Annotated in this window: 10 protein-coding genes; 3 read left to right on the top strand and 7 right to left on the bottom strand. The window is 47.1% G+C overall.

The features are described from left to right. Nucleotides 1–219: 219 nt before the first annotated feature. Both QUA45_RS25375 and QUA45_RS25370 read right to left on the bottom strand, forming a co-directional pair. Nucleotides 220–1,716 (bottom strand): carotenoid oxygenase family protein, encoded by a 1,497-nt coding sequence (locus QUA45_RS25375; protein ID WP_333222500.1) that lies wholly within the window; start codon nucleotides 1,714–1,716, stop codon nucleotides 220–222. A gap of 130 nt (nucleotides 1,717–1,846) precedes the next feature. Next, entirely contained in the window at nucleotides 1,847–3,301 is a 1,455-nt protein-coding gene (locus QUA45_RS25370; RefSeq protein WP_333100669.1) for a folate/biopterin family MFS transporter, read from the bottom strand. Between the two features lie 261 nt (nucleotides 3,302–3,562). Between QUA45_RS25370 and QUA45_RS25365 the strand changes: the two genes are divergently transcribed. The 3 genes from QUA45_RS25365 (at nucleotide 3,563) to QUA45_RS25355 (ending at nucleotide 8,187) form a co-directional block, all read left to right on the top strand. Then, nucleotides 3,563–4,024 carry a cupin domain-containing protein gene (locus QUA45_RS25365; RefSeq protein ID WP_333100668.1) on the top strand — a complete coding sequence of 154 codons (462 nt, stop codon included), beginning with the start codon at nucleotides 3,563–3,565 and terminating at the stop codon, nucleotides 4,022–4,024. A 6-nt stretch (nucleotides 4,025–4,030) separates the two neighbouring features. Next, the gene (locus QUA45_RS25360) at nucleotides 4,031–4,696 is read left to right on the top strand and encodes a class I SAM-dependent methyltransferase (protein ID WP_333222498.1); all 666 of its coding nucleotides are present in this window, start codon (nucleotides 4,031–4,033) and stop codon (nucleotides 4,694–4,696) included. 335 nt (nucleotides 4,697–5,031) lie between these two features. Beyond that, on the top strand, nucleotides 5,032–8,187 hold the full coding sequence (locus tag QUA45_RS25355) for a Calx-beta domain-containing protein (protein WP_333222496.1): 3,156 nt from the start codon (nucleotides 5,032–5,034) through the stop codon (nucleotides 8,185–8,187). A gap of 289 nt (nucleotides 8,188–8,476) precedes the next feature. Here the strand turns inward: QUA45_RS25355 and QUA45_RS25350 are convergent, their stop codons facing one another. The 5 genes from QUA45_RS25350 to QUA45_RS25330 form a co-directional block, all read right to left on the bottom strand. Then, nucleotides 8,477–9,745 carry a sodium:proton antiporter gene (locus QUA45_RS25350; protein ID WP_333222494.1) on the bottom strand — a complete coding sequence of 423 codons (1,269 nt, stop codon included), beginning with the start codon at nucleotides 9,743–9,745 and terminating at the stop codon, nucleotides 8,477–8,479. Nucleotides 9,746–9,965: 220 nt separating this feature from the next. After that, on the bottom strand, nucleotides 9,966–11,117 hold the full coding sequence (locus QUA45_RS25345) for a universal stress protein (protein ID WP_333222491.1): 1,152 nt from the start codon (nucleotides 11,115–11,117) through the stop codon (nucleotides 9,966–9,968). Between the two features lie 74 nt (nucleotides 11,118–11,191). Continuing rightward, a complete protein-coding gene (kdpC, locus tag QUA45_RS25340; RefSeq protein ID WP_333100662.1) occupies nucleotides 11,192–11,821 on the bottom strand; it encodes a K(+)-transporting ATPase subunit C in 630 nt (209 codons plus the stop codon). Nucleotides 11,822–11,862: 41 nt separating this feature from the next. Then, the gene (kdpF, locus tag QUA45_RS25335; protein ID WP_333222489.1) at nucleotides 11,863–12,132 is read right to left on the bottom strand and encodes a K(+)-transporting ATPase subunit F; all 270 of its coding nucleotides are present in this window, start codon (nucleotides 12,130–12,132) and stop codon (nucleotides 11,863–11,865) included. Nucleotides 12,133–12,289: 157 nt separating this feature from the next. After that, the coding region (locus tag QUA45_RS25330) for an HAD-IC family P-type ATPase (protein ID WP_333222487.1) at nucleotides 12,290–12,835 on the bottom strand (546 nt) is incomplete at its 5' end.

Below are 12,835 nucleotides of genomic sequence, written 5' to 3'. Positions count from 1 at the left end.
CATTGTTTATACGTCCTTTTTTTCACATTTTGGCACCAAATGCAAGGGCTAATTGAGAATGGTGCAAGATCTCAGTTGAAACCGACTAAAGAAACTCGATCGATAATAAATGTTGGTTTTAGTCCTATTTTAGAGGACTTTCGCTGTGAGCCGGGGGTTGAAAACCCCCGGCGAGCTGTGGCGCTCATCGGCGCAAGAACCAGGCGAATCAACGGGCCACTACGAACCGATAGGAAGGAGTACATTTGGTGTAAAACTGCCGTGCAAGCCGTAGGGAATGTGCTGTTTTAAATGCAAGCGCGCTACGGGCCCTTTGGTAATATCGCGAGCATCTAAAATCACTAAGGTCGATCGATGATTAGCTGCATCATACATTAAAACCAGCAGCCAGCCGTCATCCTCAGCAACAGCATCGGGACGGGAAACAAACACCGGTTCCCCCGCAAAACCGCGCGGTGCCGCACTCCAAATTTGCCTTTCACCAGTCACGAAATCAATTTTGAGGATAGCTTGCAAAGGAGCATTTCCCGTGGGAGCATCAGCAGCACCGATGTAAAGATATCGGTAAGGTTGTCCGACATTATTGGGATGCAGAGTCGGAAACTCGCAGCAGCGAGTTTCAACAACTTGATGCTGCACGGTTTTGTCTTGTAAATTTAACTTAAACCGCCACAATTCCCCCGCTGGAACGCTGTCAAAATCAACCTCGCGAAAATCGCCGTCCGCCTCTACAGTTGGAAATGATTCGTAACAAACTGAATCTACAAAAACTTCGTCTCCTTCTTCCCATGCGTTGCAGTGGTGGAAGACAAAACAAGGTTCGGTTTCTAATATCTTTACCTCGTCAGTGCCGTTGCGGGGAATTAAAATTGCTTGCGTTGGCTTGTTTGGCGAAAATTGAATGCACTGGGAGGCACTCCGCAATCCTAACACGAATGGTAGAGGATTAAATGAGACGGGATTTTGGAAGAATATGCAGTAATTTGGGGTAATTACCATGTCGTGCAGGAAGGCAAAACCCGGTATTGTATGGGCGTGACGCTGCAAAAGTTTGCCGCTTTCGTCGAGTTCGTAAATCGTGATGATACTCGACAAACCCGGCTTGACGGAAAAGTTGACTAATCTGTCTCCTTTGCCATTTTTCCCTTTTTCAATTCTGGGGTGGGCGGCGAAGGCTTCACCGGGTTCCAAGATGCCGTCTAGAGTATCTAAGCCGAGTGTTTCTAGGGTGCGGGGGTCGAGTCTGTAAGGCTGTGCGGCTTCCCAAAGTGCTAGCAGTTTGTCGCCCCAATAAATGATGTTGGTGTTGGCAATGTTTTTGATTTTGACATCAAAGATGTTGGCTAGCCAACCACCCGGTTTCTGTGTGCCGAAAACGCCTCGGTGGAGGATTTTTCCGGCTTTTTGTTCGGCGAGATAACCTTCTGTGTGTATGAATCGGTTGCGGAAATGGGCGCGGCCTTCGGATATGGCGATCGCACAAACCATCCCGTCGCCGTCAAACGGGTGGTGGATGCGTTGGCCGTTGATATCCAATAATCCGGGCCCGTTGCGAAAGAATGTGCCTTGCAAGCCGGCTGGGATTTCGCCTTCTATGTCGTCAATCCAGTAGTCGGATTCGTTGGGTTGAGATTCGTAGCCGCGCTGCCAGTCTGTGCGATCGTATGATGAGTTTTGAGCTGCGGTTTGAGGTTGGGAAATCTGTATTTTTTGCATGGGTATAATAAGCTTTTCTTGATTTAACCGCAGAGAGCACAGAGGCCGCAGAGAGAGGGAAAGTCGGAGAATAGGGAAACACAGTTAAATTCATCCGTGTATCCCTGTCAAAATCCGTGTGTGCCTGCCTTTATTTGCTGTCTGCGGTGCGGCTTTGTGACCTTACTGTCGGTACTAAGTCTGGAAAGTATTCGGGCATGAAATGCTGTCCGCCTGGTTTGGAACTGCCCATTTCTGGTTCTAATACGGGAAGAGACTTTTGATTGTTTGGATCGCCGCTTTCTGTACTATCGGCGGGCAACCAATTTAAGAACGGTAGTGGCAGAAGTGTGGACAGGTTTGTGATGACAATTAGCAGCCAGAGGTTATCGAAATTGCGATCGGTAATTCTTAGTAAGTGGGTCAAAAGTGCGCCACCTTCGTGAGACAAAAGTCCTGCTAAATTTGTGATTGACATCAGCAGCGCAAATAAAGTTGCTTCGACGCCTCTGGGACACAACCGGGCGGAGAGTACCAGCACCGGCATATAAGCAATTTGTCCGATTACTGTCAGAATCAGGCTGTCTCCGATGCTGAACCATTGATCGTCAATTCCTAAAGCTCGGTTGGCATGAGTTACTAATAATAAAGTAGTCATGCCCAAAGCAGCCGCAATGACCGTTGACCAGCCAAAAATTACTCGAAATGGAACTGTTTTGAGGAAGCGTTGAAACAGCCAGATGCCTGCGAGGGCGGCAATGCTGGTAACGAGGCGCACTCGTCCGAGAAATTCTGGTTGAAAGCCTAATTCGTTAGTGGTGAAAAAGAAGAAAGCCGAGTCTGAGCTTGGGGTGGCTTGCCAGAGGAAAAGAAAGGCTGTGGGCAACCAAATTGTTTTTTGGGTAACAGCTTGCTGCAGTTGTTTTAGTTGGTCTTTGACAGTTTCAAAGTCGGTTCTTTTGTTGGTTTTTTCTTCGGCAATTAACCAAGCTGTTGCTGATACAATTAGCGGGAAAGATGCGGTGATTAAAAATATTGTGTGGGTGCTGAAGTGTTGCAGCAGGGAACCGCTGAGGTAGGCGGTAATTAGTCCGCCGAGGGCTGAAGCGCCCCAAGACAAGGATTGCAGGGAACCGGCGTCTGTAACGGATTCTTTTCTGGCCCTTTCGACTACCAGGGAGTCGGCGATTACGTCGCTGACGGCGAGGGAGAGGGAACTCAGGGCGATCGCGCCTGTAGCTGCAAGCGGTGTGTGTACAATTGTTGCGAGGCTCACCCATGCTAAGGTTCCCAGCAGCCCGGAGAGGACGATGTAAGGGCGTCTGCGGTAGCCGAATATCGGCAAACCGTCCGACATGAAGCCGAAGACGGGTTTGATAATCCAAGGCAGGGCGACGACGCCCAGCATTGCCGAGACTTCTGCCGGACTCATGCCGAGTTCGTCTTTGAGAAAGAAGCTGACGGCTAAGCGGGCTAGTCCAAGAATGCCTTGGACGAAGTAAATCAGTAAGATGGCTATGAGTTCGGGGGTTGGCTCATTCCCAAAGAATACTTTTTCTTTTAAAGATTCTTTGAGTTTGCTGACGCCGGAGGGGGAAACGAGCATTTGAGCAATATTTCTTAATGAATCTCAATATTTATAACACATTCTTAATGAGTTGGGGGAACTGTCGGAGGTGGGAGGCGAGAGTGGCGGGGATCTGGTAAGTGCTATAAAATTGTATTTATCTTGAATTTAAGCGTGTTTTGTAATAATAAAAACCGAAAAACGAACCGCGAAGGCGCGTTAGGCGAAGCCGCGCGTAAACCCTAGGACGCCAAGCAAGACAAAGAAGAAAAAACTCACAACTGCGGTCAGCTTTGTTATATGATTATTGATCCTAAAAATGTGCCGGAAATTACGGGTTCTAAGTACCCTCAGCAATTCCAATCTGCTGTTGCGGGGAGAGTTAAAAAACGCTTGGGCGATGCTGCCCGGTTGCAGAATTTTGGGGTGAATTTGGTGAGACTTGCGCCGGGAAGTTGTTCTGCTCTGAGGCATTGGCACACTCGTCAAGATGAGTTAATCTATGTTCTGGAAGGGGAAGTTACTCTGATTACAAATTCGGGAGAGCAAGTGCTGAAACCGGGTATGGCAGCGGGTTTTCGGGCGGGGGATGCAGATGGGCATCATTTAGTTAACCGCTCGAATGCAGATGTTGTTTATCTCGAAATTGGCGATCGAACTTTGGGAGATAGTGCCGAATATCCCGATGACGATCTAATTGCGAAAGCTAACGGGAATAGTTGGATTTTTACTCGCAAAAATGGCGAGGTTTATGAGAGTTGAAAATTTATGAGTCAAGTGAATCTTTGGACTTCAGCGGAACACGCTTTGTGGTATCTTGCTAAAGCTGATGGAATTCCTCACCGTACAGAAGGTGAAGCGGTTTTGTTGGAGGAAGTGCCAAAAAATGTTAAGCGAATTCTGGATGTGGGCACGGGAGACGGGCGGTTGCTGGGTCTGCTTAAGTGCGATCGACCGAATGTTGAATGTGTGGCGATCGACTTTTCGCCGACAATGCTGGAAAAAGCCAGAATTCGCTTTGCTGATGACAAAAATGTCACGGTAATCGAGCACAATTTTGATGAAGCGCTACCGGATTTGGGCAAATTTGGTGCGGTTGTTTCTAGTTTTGCGATTCATCATGTAGCAGACGATCGCAAACGTTCGCTTTACGCGGAGATTTTCGAGCTTTTGGAGCCCGGAGGCATTTTTTGTAATTTGGAGCACGTAGCGTCCGCAACTCCGGCTTTACACGAGAAATTTCGAGAGGCGATCGGTATTAGCAACGATCCAGATGATCCGTCTAATAAATTGCTGGATGTGGAAACGCAATTGCGCTGGTTTAGAGAAATTGGTTTTACAGATGCAGACTGTTATTGGAAGTGGCGGGAACTTGCTTTATTAGTTGGGGTGAAACCAGTCAGCCCTGTCAACGTGGTGAAGAATGCTCCCTAACGCTTGAAATTTCGTTGCAGTCGCAAGCTCCCTCGGATTTTTTTCAACAGCGCGAGACAATAAGTTTTGTTACCGATAGGATGACATAAAGCCGATCGATCGCACCTTGACGCGGCCTGGGTAAAACCAGTTTAATTGCTAAACAAAACAGTAGTAGATTGCAAAGCCTACGCACTTCCTCTGGGCAGCCCAACTGCGAAACTTAATAAAATTGGCAGCGTCATAGATTCTAATTTGCAATATCGCACTACGCGCAATGGAAATCGCGATTGCTTCGCCTAACCCCCGAGCTCCGGGCTAGAGCAACTACCATCACTTACCATCTATCAAAAAGAATGGCTACACTTGAAGGTACCCCCAACAACGATGTTTTAATTGGCTTTCCTGGAAGTAACTCGCTCTCGGGCAAACAAGGCGATGATAGTTTGTTTGGCGCAGAAGGGGACGATCAGATCTTTGGCAACCAAGGTAATGACTACATCTTGGGCAACCAAGCCAAGGATACCCTCTACGGCGGCAAAGATAGTGACAAGGTTCAAGGCGACGAAAATGAGGATTGGGTGTTTGGCGATAACGGTAATGATACCCTCGAAGGAGGGGAGGGAAACGATTTTGTGCGCGGCGGCAAAGAAAATGATTTGCTATCTGGAAATGAAGGCAATGATGTCCTATTTGGAGATAGCGGTGCCGATACCTTAAGCGGTGGCGATGGTGACGACCTTTTTGTTATCGGCAGAGTACAAAATAATTCTGTTAATACCGGCAGTTCTACTCTTGCCAATGCTGACTTGATTGCCGACTTTAGCGTGGGTACAGACTTAATAGGACTCGATGGAGGCTTGCAATTTCAAGACTTGAATATCTCTCAAGGAACAGGCGATTTTGCCAGAGATACAATCGTTCGAGATAACGTTACAGGCGAAGATATCGCTATTTTAAAAGGTATTAACAGCAGTAGTATCACAGCAGCCAATTTCACCACCTCACTCGCTCCAGTTACCTCAACATCAACCCCCAGTATCTTAGAATTCAGCACCTCTAGCTACAGGGCCGACGAGGGCAACAGTGGCAGTCCCAATCAAGTTGTCGCCACAGTTCAACGCACTGGCAGCAGCGAGGGGGCAGTCAGCGTTCAAGTGGAACTAGATACACCTTCCACCGCTACTGTTACCGAAGACTACATTAACAATCTGCCAGTTACTATCAACTTTGCCAGCGGCGAAAACTCCAAAACTCTATCAATTCCCATTGTGGGAGATACCTTTGTAGAACCAGACGAACAGATTAAAGTGAAATTGGTTAATCCTGTAGGTAGGGTAACTTTAGGAAGTCAGCAAACTGCTACCTTAACTATTATTAACGATGACATATCAATCCCCAGTATCTTAGCATTCAGCACCTCTAGCTACAGTGCTAACGAGGGCAACAGTGGCAGTCCCAATCAAGTTGTCGCCACAGTTCAACGCACTGGCAGCAGCGAGGGGGCAGTCAGCGTCCAAGTGGAACTAGATACACCTTCCACAGCTACTGTTACCGAAGACTACATTAACAATCTGCCAGTTACTATCAACTTTGCCAGCGGCGAATCCTCCAAAACAGTATCAATTCCCATTGTGGGAGATACGATTGTCGAACCAGATGAACAGATTAATTTGAAATTAGTTAATCCTGTAGGCAGGGGAATTTTAGGAAGTCAGCAAACTGCTACCTTCACTATTATTAACGATGACATTTTGCCAACGGTCAGCATCGCTGCTATAGATGAGGCAGCAGCAGAAACAGGCAACAATCCAGCCACTTTTCGCATCAGTCGCACTGGTGAGAGTCGCGGCAACTTAACAGTCAGCCTAGCAATAGACGGTACTAGCACCAATCCAACTAAACCTAGCGACTACACCTTCAGCGGTGGCGGCGCTTCTGTCAACAGTTCAAATGTCAGTGTCACCATCCCGGATGGACAAAATTTTGTAGATGTCAGCCTCACCGCTGTCGATGATATCCAAGCTGAGGCACAGGAGACACTGAAGCTGAAACTAGCAGATGGGAATTACCAAATTGATGCTAACCAAAACAATACTACTGTCGCGATCGAAGCCAATGATACCGTAGTTGTCAATAGCAATGACAGCCTGACAGACTACAGTCTGGCAGAAGGTTCGTTTCGACAAGCACTGCTGAATGCTAACGCTTTTGCTGGGAATGATACTATTACTTTCAATCTGCCAGCCGGGCCGCAGACAATCAATCTCACAGGAGTCTTGCCTGACATTAGCGGCGATGTCACTATTACTAATACCACTGGTTCTAGCAACCTGACAGTGCGGCGGGGGACGGGCGGAAATTACCGGATTTTCAAGGTAAACAGTGGAGTCAGTGCGACTTTTGACGGATTCACGATCGCCGATGGTTTTACACTTGAGGACGGCGCCGGTATCTATAACGACGGTGGCACAGTCAATGTGACTAACGGCACTTTCTCCAACAACGTTGCCTTTTCCTCTTCAGCCACAGGCGGTGGCATCTCAAACAATAGCGGCACAGTAAATGTGACGAACGGCACTTTCTCAGGCAACAGGTCTAGGAATGGCGGTGGCATCTCTAACAATGGCCCAGGCACAGTCAAAGTAGCAAACAGCACTTTCTCTGACAACGGTGGAGTGCGTTTAACCACAGGGTTCCCGGCATCAGTAAATGGTGCTGCCATCTCTAACATAGGCGGTACTGTGGAGGTGACAAACAGCACTCTTTCTGGCAACGATGCGGGCGGTGGCAGTGGTGGCGGCATTTATAACCGTGAGGGTGGCACAGTCAAAGTGACGAACAGCACTCTTTCTGGTAACACTGTGGGTGGTTTTTTTGAAAATGGTTTGTTTGGTGGTGGCATTTATAACGATAACGGCACAGTAGAGGTGACCAACAGCACTCTCTCTGGAAACGAAACAACCAACGCAGGTAGCGGGGGTGCTGGCATTTATAACAAAGCTGGCACGGTAACGCTGACAAACAGCACTATCTCCGGCAACAAAGTAAACCCCTCCAACAAGGCGCCATCATTTCCCTTGTTCTCTTCCCCTGCAAGTGGCGGTGGTATATGGAACGGCGGCACAGTGAATGTCAAAAATACTATCATCGCTCAGAACAGTGCCGCCACTGGCCCTGACGTTTTCGGCAGCTTCGCCAGCGGTGGCTACAACTTAATTGGCGACGGTACTGGCAGCACTGGTTTTACTGCTGTCGGCGATCGAGTTGGCACTGCTGCTGCACCTATTGACCCCCTACTAAACCCCCTGACAAATAACGGTGGCCCGACTCAGACTCGGGCACTGCAACCGGGTAGTCCCGCTATTAATGGTGGCGACCCAGCTTTTGTTTTAACGTCTGGACCTTTTATCGGTCCTCCCTTCTACGACCAGCGGGGTATCTCTCCTTTTAATCGCGTTAGCGGGGGAATTATTGACATCGGCGCTTTCGAGTCTCCTCTGGTTCCTTAACGCCTGCAGGATGCGTTGCAATGCCTTTGCTGTCAACTTAAGAGTGAGGGAATAACTGAGGCACAGAAAGCAACCCTGTGCGCTTTGGGGGCGATCGAGAATTAAGATTTAGTAGGGTGCGTGACTCTCAATCATCTCACTGGGAATTGAAGAACTCAAAGTCACGCACCTTACTCAATTAGTCCTCGACGCAGAAACCGGTTTTTTTCAGGAATAGACTGCATGGTTAACCTTTAATAGGAGCCAAAAACCCAGTTTATAAAGGTATTTATGCGTCCAGGACTATGAATTAAATTAAATCCGGTACTTTAGGTTTGATTCGGCGCTCGTACCAGTTCATTAACGGGGTGGAGCTGATGCCGTGCAGAATCACAGAAAGTACGATGGTTGTAAAGGTAATCCAGGCAATCTTTTCGGCGGTTTCGCCTTTCAAACCGTGACCGAAAGCATAGGTAAGATAATAGATAGAACCGACACCACGAATGCCGAACCACCCGCACAGCCAGCGGTTGGCTGGATGCAAAGGACTGCCGATCGTACTAACCCAAGCTCCCACAGGCCGGATTAAAAAAATTAACAATCCAGCTACTAAGAGGGAGTATCCTCCATAGGCCAACATAGGCTCTAGGCGCAAAAGCGAACCTAATAGTAAAATAGTTGCTACTTCCATTAACTTTTCAATGCGCTCGGTAAAGTGCAGTTGCGAAAGCGGCTTTTCTGGGTTGCGGTAACTCCCCTGCACCACAATTCCTGCTACAAAAACTGCGAGAAATCCGTAGCCGTTTACTACTTCTGTGAGGGAATATGTGAGCAGAATTGTGCTGAGAGCAATGAAATCTTCCATTAATTGATCTGCTGGTCTATAGCGTTGGAGTCGGCGATCGATCCAGGTGACGGCTTTAGCTACTAAAATGCCCATAACGATACCTGCGGCGATCGCCCAAATCAAGTCAACTGCTACCCACTGCGAAAACCAGTTTGACCAGTTGCTATCTTTTAGCGAATAAATGCCGAAATAAACAAAGGGAAAAGCTAAAGCATCGTTCAAACCACCTTCCGATGTTAAACCAAATCGCAATTCATCGCGATCGTCTATATCAGCTAACTGAACTTCTGAGGCTAAAACTGGATCGGTGGGAGCGAGAATTGCTCCGAGTAAAATCGCCGGGCCCCAATCTAATTTCACAAACCAATGACCGATCGCGGCCACTGCAAAAATAGAAATCGGCATTAAAAAACCGATCAGCCGGGCTGTGGAATTCCAAGCCCAAAATTGCAGCGGGCGATTCATTTTTAAGCCGCAACTGAACAGAGAAACAATAACTACCAATTCTGTGAGTCTTTCTAAAAATTGAGCTTCGGGACGCAAGTCAATCAGCTTCACGCCGTAGGGTCCCAATCCGATACCGACAATTAGATAAATTAAGGCATAAGATAGAGGCAATCGCGAAATCCATCCGGAACCCAAGGTAACGGTAAGCAGGAGGATGCCAATAACTAGCAAGTTGAGAATGTAATCATCCACCATAGCGATCGCACTTTTAATTAGGTTTAACAAGGGCGATTTTGACACGTAAAAGCTTCGGGCGCATCCGTCGTCCGCTAGATTCAGCTATCCTCCGAAAGTTGCAGTTGTTATACCAAATTCTTTATGCTTCTAGCCTGCTGCTGCGGGCTTTTTTTTGGTACCCCGTAAACTCCGTGACTTACAATCGCCCGGAATTGTTTACTGCATTCATCTGACTAATAACTAATGACTACTGACTGAAGACTAATGACTAATTAGAAAGACCACTTTTGTCGGTAGCGATGATGTGCAAATCTACGTGTTTGAGCGATCGCACTAACTGTTGAGTCAAAGAACCCCGCAGCAACAACTTCCAGCGGGATTGCTGGCTTTCGCCGATCACAATTTGAGTAATGCGGTACTGTTTAGCTACCTCCGAAATCGCTTTGGCTATATTAGTGCCGTTTACCCGCAAAAATTGCCCCTTAAATTCTTGACAGAGTTTCTCACAAGTTTCAACGTGCAAGCTTTCTGCTTTTGTTAAAAATCGGTCTGGATCGTTGACAAACACAGCATAAAATGGGGCATTCATATAACTAGCAATCCTCGCGCCCCGCCGCAGCAGTTGCAAGGAATTCGGATAAGTCGAGATGCACACTAAAACTCGTTCGTGAATGTTGCAAGATTGGCCTTTTAAAGTTGCTGCATCGTCTTCCACATTGTCTGCGACTTCTCGCAGGGCGAGTTCTCGCAAAGCAATTAAATGACGGCGCTGGAAAAAATTTTCTAAAGATTGTTCAATTTTTTCTGGAGCATAAATTTTGCCTTCTAGCAACCTCTCTTCTAAAGTTTCCGGCGTGACATCGACAACGACTATTTCGTCAGCATCTTCGAGGACGCGATCGGGCACTCGCTCTCGGACTACAACTCCGGTAATTCGAGCTACTAAATCGTTGAGACTTTCTATGTGCTGAATGTTGAGGGTGGAGAAAACATCAATCCCCGCTTTGAGAATTTCTTCGACATCTTGATATCGTTTTTCTCGTAGAGAACCCGGAATATTTGTATGAGCTAGTTCGTCTATTAATGCTAATTGAGGACGGCGTTCTATCACAGCATCCGTATCCATTTCGGTGAGCATCTTTTCGCCGCGCAGCATTGGTTTTTTTGGCACTATTTCTAGTCCCTCGCCTTTAGCTGCTGTCTCTTTTCGCCCGTGAGTTTCTAACAGTCCAATTACCACATCAATGCCTTCAGATTTGAGCCTGTGCCCTTCTTCCAGCATTCGGAAAGTTTTGCCGACACCGGGGGCCATGCCGATAAATATTTTGTGCTTTCCCCGGCGGGGGGTGCGATCGTAAGTGCGGTTTGGTTGGGCGTAAACCGCGTCTGGATTGTTGGTAATTTCGCTAGAGTGAATCATAGCTAAGTAGTGGGTAGTTAGTCAATCTCCAGTCATCAGTCAGTTTATGACCGATGACTGCCGACTGTTGTAAACTATTGTAAACCGTCGAGAGCCAAATTCAGTTTGAGGACGTTAACTCCCGGTTCGCCGAAAATTCCGAGAAATCTGCCATCTGTATTTTTGGCTACCAACATTTCTACTTGATTGAGATTGAGCGATCGCACTGTTGCTATCCGCTGAATTTGCGATCGAGCTGCCTCTATGCTAATGTGCGGATCGAGGCTAGAACCAGAGGTGTAGACTAAATCAGCAGTTGGTTTGATACCAGCTTTGTTGAGGCGATCTAATTCAACTTGCACCCCCTGAAAACCATCTTTTTCATTGCCTCGCTTCAGCAACTCCGAGTTACTGGGGGCAAGGTTGCTAGCTCCCGAAACCCCTGTTCTTTGACTAAAATTTTCTCCCTTCGTCGGATCGTAATTTTCTGTCGCAAAGCTGCTGTAATTTGTGGTGCTAGGACGACCCCAAAAATATCTTTCTGAGGAGAAAGGTTGGCCAATTAACGACGAACCGACTATAATTCCTTGCTTGGTAATTAAGCTACCGTTTGCCTGGGAGTTGAAGGCAATTTGACCGATTACTAGCAAGATTAAAGGGTAAATAATGGCTGTAATTCCCCACAAAACCACGGTAAGGCGAATGGCTTTAATTATTTCTCTCATAAATTACCTGGCTCGGTTATTTGCTAAGGGTGAATTATTGACTAAAATCTTTCCGGCTGAAAAATGACTACAAACAAGTAAATAGAAAGGGCGATAATCACCAAACCCAAGAGACTTAAACCCCACACAGCTTTTCGGGTCAAATCTTCACCCGCAGCCGCGTAAACAGCGGGGGCAATTATCGCATTGAAACACATTACCAGAAATAGCTGCAGCGGGATTTGGTGGCGCTGCCAAAGCATTTGCGCTAAATCAATAATTGCTTGAAAATCTCTGGGAAAAATATCATTAAGCCAATCATTCCGTTTCATGAATTCTCCTTATTTTGGGAATAAATATCTGTCTTTCTATTGGATATTTTTTTGGGAAAAATCGAGGCAGAGCCTCTGGAACTGCGTTCCCCGGCAGAGCTGGGGAACGAGATTAATCCGTGTATCCGTGTCAAAATCCGTGTCATGCTTTCCCGATCTATGCTAGCCCAACAGCGGTAATCAAAACATCAATAACTTTGATGGCGATAAACGGCGCGACTGCTCCGCCCAATCCGTAGATTAAAATATTCCGCTGCAACAGTTGATTGGCGCTCAAAGGTCTAAACTTTACACCAGTTAATGCTAGTGGAATCAAAGCGGGAATAATCAAAGCATTGTAAATTAATGCGGACAAAACAGCCGATTGACCGCTGGCTAGACCCATGACGTTTAAAGCGCCAACAGGGGCAAATATTGCCGGAATAATTGCAAAATATTTGGCAATGTCGTTCGCTAGCGAAAATGTAGTCAGCGCGCCGCGAGTAATTAGCAATTGTTTGCCAATTGTCACTAAGTCAATTAGTTTGGTGGGGTCGGAATCTAAGTCCACCATGTTCGCTGCTTCTTTCGCGGCTTGGGTTCCAGAATTCATCGCGAGTCCTACGTTTGCCTGGGCTAGTGCGGGGGCGTCGTTGGTTCCGTCTCCTGTCATTGCTACTAATTTGCCCTCGGCTTGTTGCTTGCGAATTACTTCGATTTTGTC

Source organism: Microcoleus sp. Pol12A5 (genome assembly GCF_036701435.1).
Taxonomy (GTDB): domain Bacteria; phylum Cyanobacteriota; class Cyanobacteriia; order Cyanobacteriales; family Microcoleaceae; genus Microcoleus.
The sequence above is the reverse complement of the archived record's forward strand: the minus strand, read 5'-3'. Positions and strand labels throughout refer to the sequence as shown.

What these genes read in the sequence shown, in the direction of transcription:
- QUA45_RS25375 (WP_333222500.1), bottom strand. Translation starts at nt 1,716, where the DNA reads ATGCAAAAAATACAGATTTCCCAACCTCAAACCGCAGCTCAAAACTCA.
- QUA45_RS25370 (WP_333100669.1), bottom strand. Translation starts at nt 3,301, where the DNA reads ATGCTCGTTTCCCCCTCCGGCGTCAGCAAACTCAAAGAATCTTTAAAA.
- QUA45_RS25365 (WP_333100668.1), top strand. Translation starts at nt 3,563, where the DNA reads ATGATTATTGATCCTAAAAATGTGCCGGAAATTACGGGTTCTAAGTAC.
- QUA45_RS25360 (WP_333222498.1), top strand. Translation starts at nt 4,031, where the DNA reads ATGAGTCAAGTGAATCTTTGGACTTCAGCGGAACACGCTTTGTGGTAT.
- QUA45_RS25355 (WP_333222496.1), top strand. Translation starts at nt 5,032, where the DNA reads ATGGCTACACTTGAAGGTACCCCCAACAACGATGTTTTAATTGGCTTT.
- QUA45_RS25345 (WP_333222491.1), bottom strand. Translation starts at nt 11,117, where the DNA reads ATGATTCACTCTAGCGAAATTACCAACAATCCAGACGCGGTTTACGCC.
- kdpC (WP_333100662.1), bottom strand. Translation starts at nt 11,821, where the DNA reads ATGAGAGAAATAATTAAAGCCATTCGCCTTACCGTGGTTTTGTGGGGA.
- kdpF (WP_333222489.1), bottom strand. Translation starts at nt 12,132, where the DNA reads ATGAAACGGAATGATTGGCTTAATGATATTTTTCCCAGAGATTTTCAA.